Origin of the sequence: Variovorax multivorans (assembly GCF_051216835.1) — a bacterium.
Classification (GTDB): domain Bacteria; phylum Pseudomonadota; class Gammaproteobacteria; order Burkholderiales; family Burkholderiaceae_C; genus Variovorax.
Genome location: NZ_JBPJZL010000009.1, coordinates 106,925 through 122,939, shown reverse-complemented (window position 1 = coordinate 122,939; position 16,015 = coordinate 106,925). Strand labels below are relative to the sequence as shown.

Annotated in this window: 15 protein-coding genes; 11 read left to right on the top strand and 4 right to left on the bottom strand. The window is 63.6% G+C overall.

The annotated features are described in order from the left end of the window. Positions 1–49: 49 nt before the first annotated feature. Positions 50–628, bottom strand: a complete 579-nt coding sequence (locus tag ACSFCA_RS23765; protein WP_258351153.1) for a dihydrofolate reductase family protein — start codon at positions 626–628, stop codon at positions 50–52. Next, positions 625–1,209, bottom strand: coding sequence for a DUF308 domain-containing protein (locus ACSFCA_RS23760; RefSeq protein WP_258351152.1), 585 nt, complete (start codon positions 1,207–1,209; stop codon positions 625–627). The genes ACSFCA_RS23765 and ACSFCA_RS23760 overlap by 4 nt, the downstream gene beginning before the upstream one ends. A gap of 173 nt (positions 1,210–1,382) precedes the next feature. Between ACSFCA_RS23760 and ACSFCA_RS23755 the strand changes: the two genes are divergently transcribed. After that, positions 1,383–2,870 carry an HD domain-containing phosphohydrolase gene (locus tag ACSFCA_RS23755; protein ID WP_435460997.1) on the top strand — a complete coding sequence of 496 codons (1,488 nt, stop codon included), beginning with the start codon at positions 1,383–1,385 and terminating at the stop codon, positions 2,868–2,870. On the opposite strand, the gene ACSFCA_RS23750 is transcribed toward ACSFCA_RS23755, so the two are convergent. Next, positions 2,863–4,263 carry an MFS transporter gene (locus ACSFCA_RS23750; RefSeq protein ID WP_435460996.1) on the bottom strand — a complete coding sequence of 467 codons (1,401 nt, stop codon included), beginning with the start codon at positions 4,261–4,263 and terminating at the stop codon, positions 2,863–2,865. The genes ACSFCA_RS23755 and ACSFCA_RS23750 overlap by 8 nt on opposite strands. Before the next feature lie 207 nt (positions 4,264–4,470). Here ACSFCA_RS23750 and ACSFCA_RS23745 point away from each other — a divergent pair, with 207 nt between their 5' ends. Next, positions 4,471–5,397 carry a LysR family transcriptional regulator gene (locus ACSFCA_RS23745; RefSeq protein WP_435460995.1) on the top strand — a complete coding sequence of 309 codons (927 nt, stop codon included), beginning with the start codon at positions 4,471–4,473 and terminating at the stop codon, positions 5,395–5,397. A 6-nt stretch (positions 5,398–5,403) separates the two neighbouring features. Here the strand turns inward: ACSFCA_RS23745 and ACSFCA_RS23740 are convergent, their stop codons facing one another. Next, entirely contained in the window at positions 5,404–5,757 is a 354-nt protein-coding gene (locus tag ACSFCA_RS23740) for a nuclear transport factor 2 family protein (protein ID WP_258351148.1), read from the bottom strand. A gap of 150 nt (positions 5,758–5,907) precedes the next feature. Between ACSFCA_RS23740 and ACSFCA_RS23735 the strand changes: the two genes are divergently transcribed. The 9 genes from ACSFCA_RS23735 to ACSFCA_RS23695 all read left to right on the top strand — a co-directional run bounded on the left by ACSFCA_RS23735 (position 5,908) and on the right by ACSFCA_RS23695 (position 15,997). Beyond that, the gene (locus tag ACSFCA_RS23735) at positions 5,908–6,453 is read left to right on the top strand and encodes a DUF2867 domain-containing protein (protein ID WP_258351147.1); all 546 of its coding nucleotides are present in this window, start codon (positions 5,908–5,910) and stop codon (positions 6,451–6,453) included. Positions 6,454–6,647: 194 nt separating this feature from the next. Further along, the gene (locus tag ACSFCA_RS23730; RefSeq protein WP_435460994.1) at positions 6,648–7,454 is read left to right on the top strand and encodes a (R)-mandelonitrile lyase; all 807 of its coding nucleotides are present in this window, start codon (positions 6,648–6,650) and stop codon (positions 7,452–7,454) included. Between the two features lie 14 nt (positions 7,455–7,468). After that, entirely contained in the window at positions 7,469–8,320 is an 852-nt protein-coding gene (locus ACSFCA_RS23725; RefSeq protein WP_435461135.1) for an aldo/keto reductase, read from the top strand. A 1-nt stretch (position 8,321) separates the two neighbouring features. After that, entirely contained in the window at positions 8,322–9,410 is a 1,089-nt protein-coding gene (locus tag ACSFCA_RS23720) for an alpha/beta hydrolase (RefSeq protein ID WP_435460993.1), read from the top strand. A 47-nt stretch (positions 9,411–9,457) separates the two neighbouring features. After that, a complete protein-coding gene (locus ACSFCA_RS23715) occupies positions 9,458–9,901 on the top strand; it encodes a hypothetical protein (protein WP_258351144.1) in 444 nt (147 codons plus the stop codon). Positions 9,902–10,209: 308 nt separating this feature from the next. Further along, positions 10,210–12,201 carry a type VI secretion system Vgr family protein gene (locus ACSFCA_RS23710; protein ID WP_435460992.1) on the top strand — a complete coding sequence of 664 codons (1,992 nt, stop codon included), beginning with the start codon at positions 10,210–10,212 and terminating at the stop codon, positions 12,199–12,201. Between the two features lie 28 nt (positions 12,202–12,229). Next, positions 12,230–13,936, top strand: coding sequence for a DUF4150 domain-containing protein (locus ACSFCA_RS23705; RefSeq protein WP_093172702.1), 1,707 nt, complete (start codon positions 12,230–12,232; stop codon positions 13,934–13,936). 18 nt (positions 13,937–13,954) lie between these two features. Continuing rightward, positions 13,955–14,938 carry a hypothetical protein gene (locus tag ACSFCA_RS23700; protein ID WP_435460991.1) on the top strand — a complete coding sequence of 328 codons (984 nt, stop codon included), beginning with the start codon at positions 13,955–13,957 and terminating at the stop codon, positions 14,936–14,938. Between the two features lie 63 nt (positions 14,939–15,001). After that, on the top strand, positions 15,002–15,997 hold the full coding sequence (locus ACSFCA_RS23695; protein WP_435460990.1) for a hypothetical protein: 996 nt from the start codon (positions 15,002–15,004) through the stop codon (positions 15,995–15,997). Positions 15,998–16,015 lie beyond the last annotated feature (18 nt).

Sequence of the window (16,015 nt, the reverse complement as noted above, 5' to 3'; positions counted from 1 at the left end):
ACGAGCGGCGAAGAGGTCCGCTGATTCGATCGCCCTTCGCAGCGCCTGACTAGCCGGTCTTCAAAGGCCCGGCAAACCTGTAAGCACTGAGGATGATTCCGGACGGCATTGCTTTCGTGCTGACGAGTTCGAAGGAGCGCGGTGGCGTTCCCTCCGCAAAGAGGCGCTTCCCGGTGCCCAGCAGGACCGGATAGACGACCAGCATTGCTTCATCTGCAAGCCCATGCTCGAGCAGCGTCGATGTCAGCGTGGAGCTGCCCCAGAGGACGAGGTCAGGGCCAGCCTGAGACTTGATGCGTTGAATGCTCTCGACGATGTCCGGTCCAAGGCCTTCGAACGGGCCCCACTCCAGGCTTTCCGGACGGTGGGTAACGACATACTTGGTGGCCGCATTCAAGCTATCCGCCATCGGGCTGCTCGGTGCCTTTGGCCAGAAGCCCGACCACATGTCGTAGGTGCGACGACCGAGCAGCAGATCGAAGCGCCCGCCGTGCGCGGCGAAGACTTCATCCCGGCCCGCGGGCGTCCGATAGGGTGCGGTCCAGTCAGCGTAGGGAAAGTCGTCTTCGCCGGAGGACTGGATTACGCCGTCCAGCGAGATGTGCTCCATGATCTTGAGCTTTCTCATTCGGGTCTCCTTGCTTGGGGCCGATAGTACCCATCCGCACGAAACAGGATGACAAGTCCGGAAATCAGAAAGTACACAGCCCCGACAGCCGCATAGCCGCCAAAGGTTTGCACAACGGGCGCCGCACTGCCTTGCTGCGCCACAAAAAATCCCCCGGCCAGCGCAGACTGCGCCCCGCTCAGCATCATCACCCACTGCCCTCGATCGCTCTTGCGGCGACGAATGGCCGTCGCCAGTTGAAGCAGGCCCGCAACGATGGCCCACACCCCGAAGATCACCAAAATGATCTGCAGCTCGAGCACAAGCGAAACCACCACGGCAACCGTGACCAGCCCGCTCATCCAGGCATTCAGAACCTGCGTGGGGTTGGCCTTTGCGCCCCCCGTCATCCTGGCGTCCAGCAGGTTTGCCAGCGCATCCCATGCGGGATAGACGATCAGCAGGCCGCTTGCGAGTGCGGGCGACCCCTTGGCTACGGTGAACGCCAGCGCGACCCACGCGAAGGAAAAGGCGGCGCGAATGAAGTAGAGCTTGCGCAGCCACGCGGCTCGCTGAAGAGGGGACTGGTTGGTGTTGGACATGGCATTGGCGGTGAAGACCGCGAGATCGGGTAGGTAGGAAGGTCGCAGCCCCTTGAGCGGGGTCGGTGCAGGAGATTCTGTTTCGGCGGCACCAGGCGCGGTATCGGTCGAATGACCGACAGGCCCCGAAAAAGAGCGACTGTGCGATGCTGGGCTTTTGCCGCAGCCATTTCATGTCCGACGACACGACCATTGCCGTTTTCGACGCAGTCCGCGCGCTTGCTTTCATCGGCGATCTGAGCATGGGCCAGCCGACCGACCATTCGCTGCGCACCGCGTGGCTTGCCGGAATGATCGCGACGCAGGCCCGCTGCGACCCAGCGCAGGTCGAGGCCGCCCGGCACGTCGCGCTGCTGCGCTGGTCGGGTTGCACTGCCAATGCCCAGGAGTTCGCGGACTTTCTGGAGGACGACGTGCAGGGGCGAAGCGCCCTTCTTGCATCGCAAAAGCCGCGAACGGCGCAGCAGCCGCCCCGCGGCGTGCCCATTCCCAACGCCATGCTCGTCATGGCCAACATCCATTGCGAAATCGCCGGCGACATCGCGAACACGCTGGGCTTGGGCGCCGATACCGAAGCGGCGCTGCGCGCCATCTTCGAGACCTACGACGGCGGCGGCGTGCCCGGCCTTCTGCAAGGCAACGACGTGCCGCTTGCGACGTACGTCGTGGCCCTGGCGAGCGACCTCGAGATTTTCAGCCGCCTGTACGGATTCGACGAAGCGCTCGCGCTAGCCCGCGGACGCGCAAACAGCGTTTACCCCGGCTTCCTTGTCGACGCCAGCGCACCGTGGGTCTCGACGTGGATGAAAGCGCTGGATTCCGCCGCTCCGCCGTGGACCGGCGTTACCGACCCGCCCGCTTCGATGCTTCGGCGCGTCGGGCTGGAGCTCGTGGGCGACGTGATCGATCTCAAGCTTCCCTGGATGACGGGTTACTCGCGTCGCGTGGCCCAACTGGCGCGCGATTGCAGCGCGCGTGCCGGCCTGGACGAGGCCTTGTGCCACCGCACGTACAAGGCTGCGTTGATCCACGGCATCGGGCGGGCGTCGGTGCCCAACGCCATCTGGAATGCGCCCGAACCGCTGCCAGCCTCGTCACTGGAACGCCTGCGGCTCGTGCCGTACTGGACCTCCCGCGCCGCCGGACAAATCGACGGACTTGCGCTCGAAGCAGAAATTGCATCCTTCGCCTTCGAACGGTGCGATGGCTCCGGCTATTTCCGCGGCCGATCGGGTGCGGCGATGCCGCAGGAGGGGCAGATCGTTGCCGCAGCCGAGCAGTGGGTTTCTCTTCGAACCCGCCGTCCGTGGCGAGCGGCGTTCACCGAAGCAGAGGCGCTCGATCGCATGAAGGAAGAGGCCGAGGCGGGCCGCTTCGACCAGGAAGTCATCGCTGCGTTGCTCGCCAGTGTTCTGTCGCATACGTATACGCATATGCCCGCGAAGCCTGTGGCGCCGGCGCGCGGCGAGCAGTCTTTGTCAGAGCGCGAACTGGAGGTTCTGCGCTGCATCAGTCGGGGCGACAGCACCAAGCAGGTTGCTCGTGCGCTGGGCATCAGTCCGCGCACGGTGCGAACGCATGTCGAACGTCTGTTCCTCAAGCTCGAATGTTCGACGCGAGCGGCCGCTACTTTGAAGGCAGCGACCAGGGGGCTTATTTGACGAGACCTCGGGCATGGGTGACCCCAGTCCTTGCGGGACTCCTGAGCAAGCTCGCCACGCTCCCGGCCAATGCAGCCAGGGCCGCCACCGCCAGGCCCCAGTGCACCGCGCTGTGGGACGGCAGCAGCCCGAACATCAAACTCATCAACAGGCTGCCAAGCGTCAACCCTGTGAGCCGGGCGGTGCCTTGCGCGCCACCGGCCGCGCCGCTGCGCTCCTTGGGTGCTGAAAGCAGCATGTTCTGGTTGTTGGGCGTCTGGAAGAAGCCGAAGCCCAGGCCGGCGAGGCTCGTGAACACGGCGATCGGCAAGGCCGGGTTGCTGCCGTGCAGCGGCCACAAGGCACACAGGGCCAGGCCGCTCGCGAAACAAGCGCTTCCAGCTGCGCACAGCCATGCGCTCGGCACGCGCTGGGCCAGGCGCGCCGACAGCGGCGCGGCCAGCATCACCGCCAGAGGCCAGGGGGTCATCAAGAGGCCGGCGGTCACCGCGCTCTGGCCCAGCTCGTGCTGGATGTAGAACGGCAGCGCGACAAGGCCGGCCATCTGGCCGGTGAAGCAGCACACGGAGGCAATGACCGAGACCCGAAAGGAATGCACGCGCAGCAGGTCGAGCGGGATCAACGGCGCCGCCTTCGGCATCTCGCGCCGTACCAGCAGGATCATGCAAACGGCCGACAACACGAGCAACGCGCCGCCGTGCAACGGATGCACCACGAGCCGGTCGCTCCCGAGCACGAAGGCGGCGAACATGACCGCGTTGAGCGCGATGCTCCACACGTCGATGCGGCGCTCCGAGCGCGGCGGGCTCGGCAACCCCGCGCAGGCGGCGAGCACGACGAGGCCGATCGGCAGATTCACCGCAAAGAGCCACGGCCAGCTTGCCGCGGAGAGTATGAAAGCGCCAAGTGTGGGCCCCGACGCGGAAGCGGCCGCGACGGCGAGCGCATTCCAGGCGATCGAGCGCGCCAGCAATCGACGCGGATAGGTAAAGCGCAAGAGCGCCAGCCCAAGAGGCATCACGGCCGCACTGCCCAGGCCCTGGAGGCACCTCGCGGCCACGAGCCATGGCAGCGATGGGGCCAACGCGCACAACACCGACGCCGCGGTGAACAGCGCGACGCCGCCAGCGAACACGCGCCGATACCCGAACCGCTCCCCGACAGCGGAAGCCGGCAACAGGAACATGACCACGGCCAGCTGGTAGGCCGTGATGATCCAGACGGCATCGGCGGGCGTCGCCTGCAGTTGCTGGGCGATGCCCGGCAGCGCGATGTTGGCGATGGCGCCGTCGAGCACCACCAGCACGCCCGCGCCCAGGATCGCGGCGACGGCTGCGAAGCGCCGCGACAGAGGCAAGCCATCGGCGTCATGCACCGCGTTCACGTCGTTCACCTCTTGGGTTTCGACGGTGCGGGCAATGATGGGAGAAGAGTTCGGTCGAAGCGTGGAGGACAACATGATTGGGCAACTGGGAGAGGCACGCTCTATTGCGCCAAGCCAGCTTAGAACCGCACACACGGCTTGCCCAGCGCGTGGCGCGCAGCTTGTTCCTGCATGCGGCGCCTGTCGAAACCATCGCAGCCGTGCTAGGTTTCGGGCATGCCAACAGATGCCGACCTGAACCTGCTGTTTGCGTTGAACGCACTTCTTTCCGAGGGCAGCGTCGCGAAAGCCGCCGAGCGCCTGGGCCTGAGCGAATCGGCCATGAGCCGGGCGCTCGCGCGATTGCGGGAATCGACCGGGGACGAACTGCTCGTGCGCGCGGGTCGCGCCATGGTGCTCACGCCGCATGCGCTGGCACTGCGCGACCGTGTCAGGGAGCTGGTGCAGGAGTCACGCGCGGTGCTTCAGCCCGCCGGCGCGAGCATGGACCCTCGCACGCTTCGGCAACTGTTCACCATACGGGCCAACGATGGTTTCATCGAAGGCTTCGCGCATCGGCTCGTGGCTCGCACGGCGCACGAAGCGCCCGGCGTTCGCCTGCGCTTCGCGCCCAAGCCCGACAAGGACGTTCGTCCTCTTCGCGAGGGATTGATCGATCTGGATGTCGGCGTTCTCGGCGAGGCGGGTCCGGAGGTGCGCGTTCAGGCGCTCTACCGCGACCGCTTCGTCGCCGCGGTGCGCGAGGGCCATCTCCTGCTCGCCGAACCCGGGATCACTGCCGAGCGCTACGCCGCTTGCGACCACGTGGTCACTTCACGCCACGGCCGGACTGTGGGACCGGTGGATGACGCTCTCGCAGCGATGGGCCTGGTGCGCAATACCGCAGTCGTCGTGCCCAGCTTCAGCACCGCCTTGTCGATAGCGGCCGCGACCGACCTGGTGGCGCTGATACCGTCTTCGTACTTCGAGCACCTGAGGGCGCGTGGCACGCTGCGCTCGTTCCCGCTGCCGATGCCCACGGAGCAGATCACCGTGTCGCAGATGTGGCATCCGCGCCTTGATCGGGACCCCGCGCATCGGTGGCTGCGCGGAGTGGTGCTGGAGGTTTGCCGGCCGCTGAATGAGCAAACAGGAGCGGCGTGAGTTGGGTCAGGGCGTGGTGGAAGTCGCCGTGGTGGCTTGAGTCATGACGGTGGCCCATGCACCGTCAATGCGCTTCCAGACTTCCACTACCCATAGCCCGCCGCTGAAAAAGCGAGTGACTACAAGGTCGCCTTGCTGCTCGTGTTGCTCACGTTCGCGCGGGACATAGGGCCGCTGCTTCTGCGTTTGAAGGTTGCCGATCCGTTCGGCCCGAGACATGAACTGGCCGTTCTGCTGGACAGTCGTGAAGTCGCTCGCGGTGTACTTGCCCCACTGCGCCGGATCGACGGCATAGAAGGCTTCGTCTCGTGTACGCATGGCGGCTTGCAAGTCAGGAGGGAGCATGTTTGTGTCGGTCATGAGAGCACTGTAGCTTCCACAGTCGCCGCCGCGAATACCGCGACGGGCAGGAGGCTGAGCTTCTCCACTTGTGCCCACTATGGAGTCCAGTGCGACCTGCAAGGCATAAGATGCCCCTCATGTCATCCGTTAGACCTAGGAGTGCCATTCATGCCAAGTGAACTCACGCCAGTAAAGCCGGTTGCTCTCCCCACGCAGTCTGCCGTCGCTACTATTTATGAATCAACGAATCTCGCAGACGCATTTGCGGTTCAACTTCCTTTTGGCGCCTCTAGCGATCCAGAGGTCCTGTGGCGATTCCTTATTTCGCAGCAGCCATCCTGGATCGGATGGCTCACCAACGCCCGGGATGCAATCGTTGCGTGCTTTGGTCTGAAGACCGCCAAGCACCTCGCGACTCTCTCCAGCGAAGCCAACGCCGACCGCATTGGCATCTTCAAGGTCTACGGCAAAAGCGAAACCGAGATCGTCTTGGGCGAGGACGACAAGCACCTCGATTTCAGACTGTCGGTACTCCACACGCCCGACTTGTCTCCAACGCTCGGTGGTCAACTGACTGTCTCAACCGTTGTCCACTGCCACAACCTCCTGGGCCGAGCCTACATATTGGTTATCGCTCCTTTTCATCGCCAGGTTGTGAAAGCCAGTCTTCGTCGCGCTGCACATATTGGTTGGCCCAAGGCAGCCGCGAGATAGAGGCGTGCTGTGTCCGTTGCACCGAGGCCCAAGGATGTTCTCCGCAACACGTGCTGCGAGTAAGCCGGGCGCGGCAGCGCCGATTGTCCGTTCCGGCTTGTCAATCCAACAAGCGTTTGCCGTCTATTCGGGTGTGGATGCGGCTCCTAGACTGCGTGGATATTGCGTCCGCGCAGCCAACCAAGGAGAACCCGATGAAGCATTTCGCCGCAGCCGCGCTGGCCCTTTCGATGTTGCCGCCCGTGGCGGCCGCCGAGCCCGAGTTGCAGATTTCCCGGGCCGGCACACGCGCGGCGAACAGTGCGCCTGCACAGAATTTCACCGGCAGCGTCCGTGTCGAGATGCTCTACACGCCGGCCGGGCCTGAGCGCACGTCCGCCGGCTCGGTGAGCTTCGCCGCCGGTGCGCGCACTGCGTGGCACACACATCCGCTGGGGCAGACTTTGATCGTCACCGCTGGCGTCGGGCGCGTGCAGCGCCTCGGCGGCCCGATCGAAGAGATCAAGGCAGGCGACGTCGTGCACATTCCGCCGGGCATGAAGCATTGGCATGGGGCCGCTCCCACCAGCGCGATGACGCACATCGCCATCACGGAAGCTCTCGATGGCAAGGCGGTGGATTGGCTTGAGCAGGTCAGCGATGCGCAGTACGGCGCGCCGCAGGCTGCTGCAGCCGCTGGGCCGGCGCAGCCATCGCAGGCCCAGCGCCTGCTTGGCGACGTCGCTCCGAAGCTGGCTCAGCTCACCGACGACGTGCTGTTCGGCGACGTGTGGGCACGGCCGGGTCTCTCGCCGCGCGACCGGAGCCTGGTCACCGTGAGTGCGCTCATCGCAATGAATCGGCCCGACCAGCTGCGCTCGCACATGTCCCGCGCGCTCGACAACGGTTTGTCCAAAGACGAGCTGGTCGAGGCACTGACGCACCTCGCCTTCTATGCCGGCTGGCCCAACGCGGTGACGGCAACCGGCGTTGCTCGCGAAGTGTTCGCGACGCGGCCTTGATGAAAGGACTCGATATGCAGTACGTGACTTTGAACAATGGCGTGCGGATGCCGATCCTCGGCTTCGGCGTCTTCCAGATTGCCGACCCGGCGCAGTGCGAGCAAAGCGTGGTCGATGCCATTGAAACCGGCTATCGCCTGATCGACACGGCAGCTTCGTACATGAACGAAGAGGCTGTCGGCAAGGGACTGCGCCGCAGCGGCGTGGCACGAGACCAGCTGTTCGTCACGACGAAGCTCTGGGTCGAGGACAACGGCTACGAGCGCACCCTGCTGGCCATCGACAAGTCGCTGCGCCGCCTCCAGCTCGACTATCTCGACTTGTACCTGATCCATCAGCCCTTCGGCGACGTGCACGGATCGTGGAGGGCGATGGAAGCAGCCCACAAGGCCGGCAAGCTCCGCGCTATCGGCCTGAGCAACTTCCACCCTGACCGGCTGATGGACATCAAGGTTTTCAACGAAGTGGCGCCCGCGGTGAACCAGGTGGAAGTGAACCCTTTCCATCAGCAGACCGACAGCGCGACGTTCATGCACGACAACGGAGTGCAAGCCGAGGCGTGGGCGCCGTTCGCCGAGGGCCGCAACAACCTGTTCGGTAACGAGGCCCTGCTGGACATCGGCGGAAAGTACGGCAAGTCGGTCGGGCAGGTCGTGCTGCGCTGGCTTGTTCAGCGCGGCATCGTGGCGCTCGCCAAGTCGGTGCGCAAGGAGCGGATGGTCGAGAACCTGGACGTCTTCGATTTCGAGCTGGATGAGTCGGACATGGCTCGCATCGCAGAGCTCGAAACCGGCACGAGCAGCTTCTTCTCGCATCGCGATCCGGCAATCGTCAAGTGGATGAGCGAACGGCGGCTCGGCGTCTGAGATGCACTCCGGGCAGAACAATTCGCCAGTGGCTGGCGTACTCATTGCCGCTGCGCTGGCGCTCGCGACCTGCGTGGTGCCCGCCGTGCCCGCCCATGCGGCCGACGACAGAAACGCGCAGCCGGCTGCGCTGATGATCAAGGAACAGGGCAGCTTCGCCGTCGGCGGCACGGTGATCCGCAGCCCCGGAGCAGAGGGCCAGACTTTGCACGGCGATCATGCGCGTGTCTTTTATCAGGTGCCAGTCGACGCCCGCAAGCTTCCCCTCGTGATGTGGCACGGCTTCGGGCAGTTCGGCAAGACATGGGAGACCACCGCCGATGGCCGGGAGGGCTACCAGACCATCTTCCTGCGACGCCGCTTCCCGGTCTACCTGGTCGACCAGCCCCGGCGCGGCGGTGCGGCGCGAAGCACGGTGGGCACGACCATCAGCGCTGCACCGGACGACCAGCGCTGGTTCAACATGTTCCGCCTGGGCCGCTGGCCCGACTTCTTCGCGGGCGCGCAGTTCTCGCGAGATCCCGAGGCGTTGAACCAGTACTTCAGGCAGATGGTTCCGGACACCGGGCCGTTCGACGCGAAGGTCGCGACCGATGCCGTTTCGGCGCTCTTCGACCGCATCGGTCCAGGGGTGCTCGTCACTCATTCGCAGAGCGGCGGGCTGGGATGGATAGCCGCGATGAAGAACCCCAATGTGCGCGCGGTCGTGTCCTATGAGCCGGGCAGCGGCTTCGTTTTTCCCGAAGGCGAGGTGCCTGCGCCGATGCAGAGCATGACGGGCCCGCTCGAAGGATTCGCGGTGCCGAAGGCGGAGTTTGCGAAGCTGACGCGGATTCCGATCGTCGTCTACTACGGCGACAACATTCCCGAGGAGCCCTCGAAGAACTTCGGCGAGGACAACTGGCGCGTGCGGCTGGCGATGGCCCGGCTGTGGACGGAAGCGATCAACCGCCACGGCGGCGACGCAACGCTGGTGCATCTGCCGGAGCTCGGCATCCGCGGCAATACGCACTTCCCGTTCTCCGATCTCAACAACGTGCAGGTTGCGGACCTGATGTCCGGGTTTCTCGCGCGGAAGGGCCTGGACTGAGTTGGCCTTGCCCCAAGGCCGCCTACAGCTCGAACCACTCCCAGCGCTTGAAAGCCCTTGGCGTCGGCGAACACCTGCATGTACGTTCCGCCGCGCCGCTCGATGACTGCGAACGCAGTCGTCTTGTCTTTCAGCAACGGAATCCAGCGACGGATGTTGGCTTCGTTCGCCGCCTCCGCCACGCCGAAATCAGGGCAATCCAGCATGGGCTGCTGGCGGGCAAAAACCTGCGCCAGCCCGGGAGCCGTCCATGCATTCAATCGCAGGGGTTCGCAAAGACTGCCGGCAAGCTCCACGGCACTGCGTTTGATTGCATCGCTCGCGGCGTGATCCTCGGTGCCTCCATGGAGCAGGTCGATGTACTCGTGAAGTTGCATGAGCCTCGAAGGAGGCGGCTTCGGTTTGCGAGAAAGGAACATGTGGATGCAGCTTCCATCGAGCCGGAATTCTGCGCGACGCGGCTGCAGACATCCGCCGAAACGGCTCGATGAAGTTTCTCTTGCCCTGCTACAGCCAGCAGCGCCCAGTGTCCAAAAAAGAATTAAGAAAAGAAAGGGGCCGCTGGAGAGGAGGCTGTATTTCTTACAGAAGAAGTTCGCAAACGCATGAGAAAAATGACTTGGACGGTTTTCAGGTCATATATGGGTAACGGGTCTTTACTAAAGTAGCGAACGAGTTTCGACGGGACCACGGGCATCACGGTCCCCGTCCTGCCTTGTAAGTTCAAGCATCAGGGAGATCTCACATGCCAACAGGCTCTACGCAAGTTGCGCGCGTTCTGAGCGTTTCTGCGGCTGCCATGCCCACACTCGGCGGAGAGCCGGCCCTGGAGCCGGTGGCCATCGAAGGCAGCGAAGGCCTGAGCACGTTGTTCCGTTACACCCTCACGCTCGCCACGCCCGAGCAGCCTGGCTACAACGAGCGTCAGGCCGCCAACGTGACCATCAAGCAGTTGGTCGGCGAGGCGCTCACCGCGCATGTCGTGCTGGACGGTCGTCCCGGCTCAGGTCCGGACCGGCGCCACATCTCTGGCCTGGTAACGCGTGTGAGGTTCCTGCGCCTGGAGAATCGCCGTGCGTTGTACGAAGCCGCGATCGAGCCTTGGCTGACCCTGGCGACGCGCACCAGCGACTACCGAATTTTCCAGAACCAGACCGTGCTGGACATCGTCAAGGATGTCCTCGGCAAATACGGCCTTCCCTTCGATGTGCGGGCCACCCGCAGCTACCCGCCGCGCGAATTCCAGGTGCAGTACGGTGAGACCGACTACGACTTTGTCGCACGGCTGCTGCACGAATGGGGGCTCTACTACTACTTCGAACACGAAGAGAACAATCACAGGCTGGTCATCGTCGATGACATGGCTTCGCACCAGCCATTCGCCCACGCGGGCTATCAGACCATTCCTTTCCATGCGGCGGATGCCACCGTGCGGGAGGAGCATTGCGACCGCTTCAATGCCTGCGAGGAACTGCAAAGCGGCCGCTGGATCACCGACGACTTCGACTTCAAGCGCCCCAAGGCCGAGCTGCAGCAGGTCAGCGCAATGCCGCGCAAGACCGCGCAGAACTCATGGGAGCGCTACGACTGGCCGGGCGACTACGTCGTGGAGTCCGAAGGCGAGCAGCTGGTGCGTACACGCATGGAAGAGACGGGCAGCCAGGGCGAGCGCGCCAACGGTGCGGGCAACCTGCGGGCCGTGGTGCCGGGGTACCTGATCACGCTGGAGCGGCATCCCCAGAACGAATCGAACCGGCAGTACCTTGTGACGAACACGAGTCTGCGACTGCAGGACGTGGGCGACGCCAGTTCGCAGCAGGAGTTCGAGTGCCGTGTGGAGTTCGAGGTCATTCCAACCAGCAAGGTCTACAGGGCCTCGACGCCAACGGTGCCGCGGCCACGAACCACGGGACCGCAAACCGCGATCGTCACAGGCCCGGCGGGCCGCGAGATATGGACCGACCAGTACGGCCGCGTGAAGCTGAGCTTTCACTGGAATCGCTATTGCACGAAGGATGAAAACAGCTCCTGCTGGGTACGCGTGTCCTCGCCCTGGGCCGGCACCAATTTCGGTGGCATCCAGATTCCGCGCATCGGCCAGGAGGTGATCGTCGACTTCGAGAACGGCGACCCCGACCGCCCCATCGTGACGGGCCGGGTCTACAACGCCGACAACATGCCGCCGTGGACCTTGCCGGACAACGCCACGCAAAGCGGTTTGCTCACGCGCAGTTCCGAAGGCGCAACGGATGCCAACGCCAACGCACTGCGCTTCGAGGACAAGAAGGGCCAGGAACAGGTGTGGCTGCATGCCGAGCGCAATCAGGACATCGAGGTCGAGAACGACGAAACCCACTGGGTAGGCCACGACCGCAGCAAGACCATCGACCACGACGAGACGGTTCACGTCGGGCACGACCGCACCGAAACCGTGGGCCACGACGAGACCATCACGATCGGCAACAACCGCATGGAGACGATCAAGGCCAACGAACTGTTGACCGTGCTGCAGAACATGAATCGCTTCGTGGCGCTCACCTCGTCGGAGGAGGTGGGCATAGCCAAGACCTCGCTGGTCGGCCTTACCCAGACGGTGGCCGTCGGCAAGAGCAAGAACGAAACCATCGGCGAAGACTTTTCGCTCGACGTGGGCGAGAAGCTCGTCATCACGGTTGGCAAGAGCCGGCTCGAGATGACGAAGGACGGACAGGTCACGCTCACCGGTGCCAGGTTCGACTTCCGCGCCACTGGCGCGGTGCGGATCAACGGCAAGGTCATCGATCTCTGCTGATTGAAGACGCCGCGAGGATCGATCATCCATGGCACTGGATCCCAAGGCAGGCGCGTCTGCGTCCAAACCCGGATTGATCCCCGGTCGAATCGCACGTGTCGCGGTGATCCTGGGCAAGCCAGGGCCGAAAACCCCCGGCAGCGATCCAGCTCCTGAAGCAGGCCGGGACGTCGGAGAGGCAATCGTGGTGTGCACAACCCCCGATGTGTGCAAGACGCCCATCGGATCCTCCACACCTCCCATTCCGTATCAGATCACCGGCAAGCTTGGTGACGATGCCAACACATCGCAAAACGTCTTTCTCACCGGCCTCAAGGCGTTCAAGTTCGACAGTGTGGTTACGCATGTCAACGGTGACGAGCCCGGAACGGCGACAGGGATCAAGTCGGGGACGGTCGGCGACATCGCAGAACCCAAGACGGCATCGACCATAGTGCGCGTCAACGGCCAGTGGCTGGTGCGTGACGGCGACAGCTTCTGGATGAACAGGCGCAACACTGTCGGCGAGTTGATCTACAAGAAAGATCGGAGCAAGCACTGGCCACCCAACGATGATCCGGCCATCGACGACAGCGAGGCCGAAGCACTGTTGGCGCGGGCACAGGCTGACGGCGCCGTCATAGAGACCTACGAGACGGAACAGGAAAAAACCGGCAAGGCGCGTCTCATCCCTGCTGCGAGCACGACCGGCTATTCGAGCCTTGTGCGCACAGCGCTGGGCGAAAGACCAATCCTGCTCGCGCAGGCGCAACTGCAGCCGATGCCCAACGCGCCGGTTAGCGACGTGCGCCCCTCGACCATCCCCCAAGTCAGGCCGACGCCAACGTTCCAGCCCGGTCCGGCTGCCAACGACAACGTCTTCCGGCCGCCCCCCGGCATGCCTCGTCCGTCGGGCGGCACGGGATTGGCCGGCAAGGCCGGCGCGGCGAGCCGATTCCTGATCATCCTTTGGCTCATCCAGGGCGCACCTATGCCCGGCGACAGCCTCATCCTGGGCAGGTCTGGCGCAAAACAAGTCCTGGAAGGCATAGATCCGAAGACACCGCAGGAACAGGCGATCTACGACCAGGCCTTTGAGCACCTCGCCCAGTACAAGGCCAGCGCGTACGACTCCTGGTGGCCTGCGAGCGCCAGTGACTACGACGCGGAAGTACGCAAGGCCGTCGAAGCGCAGATCGCCGAAGAGCGCGCGCGAGCGCAGCAGCAGGCCTCGGCCCCACAGTCCCAACAGGAGGTGACGCCTTCATCAAAGCCAAATCCCGAAGAGGGCGCGAAGATCGAGGGCAAGCCTGATCCCTGCAACCCAGGTGCCCACGGCAAGAACGAATGCCCACCCAATCAGCAATCGCACCACATCATCGCGGACTACATCCTGCGGATCGGCACGCGGACTGAACCCGGCGCGCGTTTGCCGGGAGCCCCGTCGCTCAACGAAGGCCCGGCGATCTGCCTCACCGATGCGGAACATGCCCGCGTTCACGAGTTGATGGATGGCGCGATCAAGGCGGCCGGCGGAGCCACCGGGACCGTCTCCTTCGACAAGGTCAAGCAGATTGCCTACGATGCCTTGGCCAAGGCCAAGCCGGACTGCAAGGGGAAGTTCGAAGCTGCTACAGACGAGTACTTCCAGAAGATTTCGCAGGATGCATTGGTTCGAGCCTACAAGACGGCATCGAAGGCCGTGAAAGAAGCTGCCCGCAAAGCTCTGAAGTCCGCGGGATGGCCCATTGAATAGAGTGAAATCAACACATCCATGGAACAGTTCAACACCACTGCGTCAGCCCCCGAACTCAAGATCGAAACCGGTGTCGCTGCGACGCGCAACCGGCTGGTCATCTCGTGCTCGAAGATCGAGGATCGCTTCGCGGGCTTCGCCCGCCTCTGCATATTCAATGCGGACAAGCCGGTCAAATGGAACTATTTCGATCTGCCTCTCACGATACGAGCCGGTGCCCTGCATCATCCTTCTCCATCAGAGGCTGCCTCTTTCGTTTTTGCTTCGGAAAACGGCGATGTCGTCCATCTGCCGATCGGCAAAGCACCAGAGATGGAGCGTGTGGTCGGCTCAGGCCTGTGGGACGACGACTCCGAAGGTTGGGGCTACTTGAACGCATTGCGTCAGATCGGTGGGCATCTATATGCCTGCGGAGGCGGCGGACAAATCTACCAGCGCCTTGGCGAAGACGCGTGGGAGCATGTCGATCACGGCCTGCTGCAAGAACCTGAGGGCGAACACAACCTGTTCCTGAATGTGATTGACGGTACCGATGAGCGCGCGCTCTACGCCGCAGGCTGGAATTCAGACACCAATGGAGGTCTGCTGTTCTTTCGCATGGATGGTGCCTGGAAGCCCATTGCCGTCGATACGGCGGAACTCACTGGGCTGTGCATCGAGAGCAGCGATTCCATCTGGATTTGCGGTCACAACGGCGTATTGCTGCACGGCAATCAGTCAACGGGATTTGCGGACGTCTCTCAACTGGACGATTCGAGGAACTACAGCGATGTCAAGATTTACGGTGGGAGGGTCTACCTTGCCACTCCTGAGGGACTGTTTGCCCATGAGAACGGCATCATCGAGCCCGTCGTCACGGGTCTCGTGCCGGAGTACCGCGATGGTCACGTATTGCAGGTGGTTGACGGCGTCCTGTGGTCCATCGGCTATGCAGACATTGCTCGCTACGACGGGACAGTCTGGGAGCGCATCCCGTTCCCGGGAAATCCTCCGATCCTGTAGCTTCGGTGGCTCTGTGGACGCGAGACATGAACCGGGTGAGCGAGGCGGCGTCAAGGCACGGCGATGAAACCTCTGATCAAACCCGACGCGATCCAGCTTCAATTCGAAGCAGCGGTAGCTGGCACGCGCGACGATCTCTTTCTGACCTGTTCCAACGCAGAGGAGCGCTTTGAAGGCTTTGCTCGTCTGTGTCGATTTCGCGCGGGAGCGAATCCGCCGTGGGGCTACTTCGACCTCTCGGCCACAGTCTCGGACGCGACTTTTTTCTCCCCGACGCGCCATACCGATGACGCGGTAGCGGTGCCCGCCTTTGTCTTTCTGACGGAAGAAGGCAACGTGATGTACATGCCACCCAACGAGCCCGCCGTAACCGAGCGCATCGAGGGATCGGGGCTGTGGAGCGACGACTCCGAGGGATGGGGGACCATGAACGCGATCGCGCAGATCGACAGTCGCCTCCATGCCTGCGGCGGCGGCGGCCAGGTCTATCGGCGATCGGATGCCGGAACCTGGGAGCAGATCGGTACCGGATTGCTGCGGGGCAAGACCGAGACTGGCGGGCTCACCCTCAACGCCATAGCCGGGCCCCACGAACAGGAGGTCTACGTCGGAGGCTGGCGCGCGAACGTGAACGACGGCGTGCTGTTCTGCGGGAACAACCGTGGCTGGAAGCCCATGACGTCCAGTTTCGCGTCGATCAGCAGCATCCATGCCGAGCGCGACGATTCAATATGGGCGTGCGGTCGCCGTGGAACCGTTCTGCACGGAAATCGCATCGATGGATTCAAGGACGTTTCGGAGCTCGACGACACCCGTAGCTACGTCGATATCACGAGCTACGACGGGCAGATCTTCCTGGCGACGGAGAGAGGTCTTTACGTCCATGACAACGGCACGACGCGACGCGTCCAGACGGGGCTCGATCCAGACCATGCGGATGGCCACGTCTTGCAGGTGGTCGATGGGGTGCTGTGGTCCATCGGCTATGCCGACATCGTGCGCTTCGACGGATCGCGTTGGGAGCGTATTGCGTTCCCAGGCAATCCGTCGATCCGGTGAATAGCTGTGACATTGTCG

Excerpts from the sequence above, each read along its gene's own strand:
- ACSFCA_RS23765 (WP_258351153.1), bottom strand. The coding sequence starts at position 628 with ATGAGAAAGCTCAAGATCATGGAGCACATCTCGCTGGACGGCGTAATC.
- ACSFCA_RS23760 (WP_258351152.1), bottom strand. The coding sequence starts at position 1,209 with ATGTCCAACACCAACCAGTCCCCTCTTCAGCGAGCCGCGTGGCTGCGC.
- ACSFCA_RS23755 (WP_435460997.1), top strand. The coding sequence starts at position 1,383 with ATGTCCGACGACACGACCATTGCCGTTTTCGACGCAGTCCGCGCGCTT.
- ACSFCA_RS23745 (WP_435460995.1), top strand. The coding sequence starts at position 4,471 with ATGCCAACAGATGCCGACCTGAACCTGCTGTTTGCGTTGAACGCACTT.
- ACSFCA_RS23740 (WP_258351148.1), bottom strand. The coding sequence starts at position 5,757 with ATGACCGACACAAACATGCTCCCTCCTGACTTGCAAGCCGCCATGCGT.
- ACSFCA_RS23735 (WP_258351147.1), top strand. The coding sequence starts at position 5,908 with ATGCCAAGTGAACTCACGCCAGTAAAGCCGGTTGCTCTCCCCACGCAG.
- ACSFCA_RS23730 (WP_435460994.1), top strand. The coding sequence starts at position 6,648 with ATGAAGCATTTCGCCGCAGCCGCGCTGGCCCTTTCGATGTTGCCGCCC.
- ACSFCA_RS23725 (WP_435461135.1), top strand. The coding sequence starts at position 7,469 with ATGCAGTACGTGACTTTGAACAATGGCGTGCGGATGCCGATCCTCGGC.
- ACSFCA_RS23720 (WP_435460993.1), top strand. The coding sequence starts at position 8,322 with ATGCACTCCGGGCAGAACAATTCGCCAGTGGCTGGCGTACTCATTGCC.
- ACSFCA_RS23710 (WP_435460992.1), top strand. The coding sequence starts at position 10,210 with ATGCCCACACTCGGCGGAGAGCCGGCCCTGGAGCCGGTGGCCATCGAA.
- ACSFCA_RS23705 (WP_093172702.1), top strand. The coding sequence starts at position 12,230 with ATGGCACTGGATCCCAAGGCAGGCGCGTCTGCGTCCAAACCCGGATTG.
- ACSFCA_RS23700 (WP_435460991.1), top strand. The coding sequence starts at position 13,955 with ATGGAACAGTTCAACACCACTGCGTCAGCCCCCGAACTCAAGATCGAA.
- ACSFCA_RS23695 (WP_435460990.1), top strand. The coding sequence starts at position 15,002 with ATGAAACCTCTGATCAAACCCGACGCGATCCAGCTTCAATTCGAAGCA.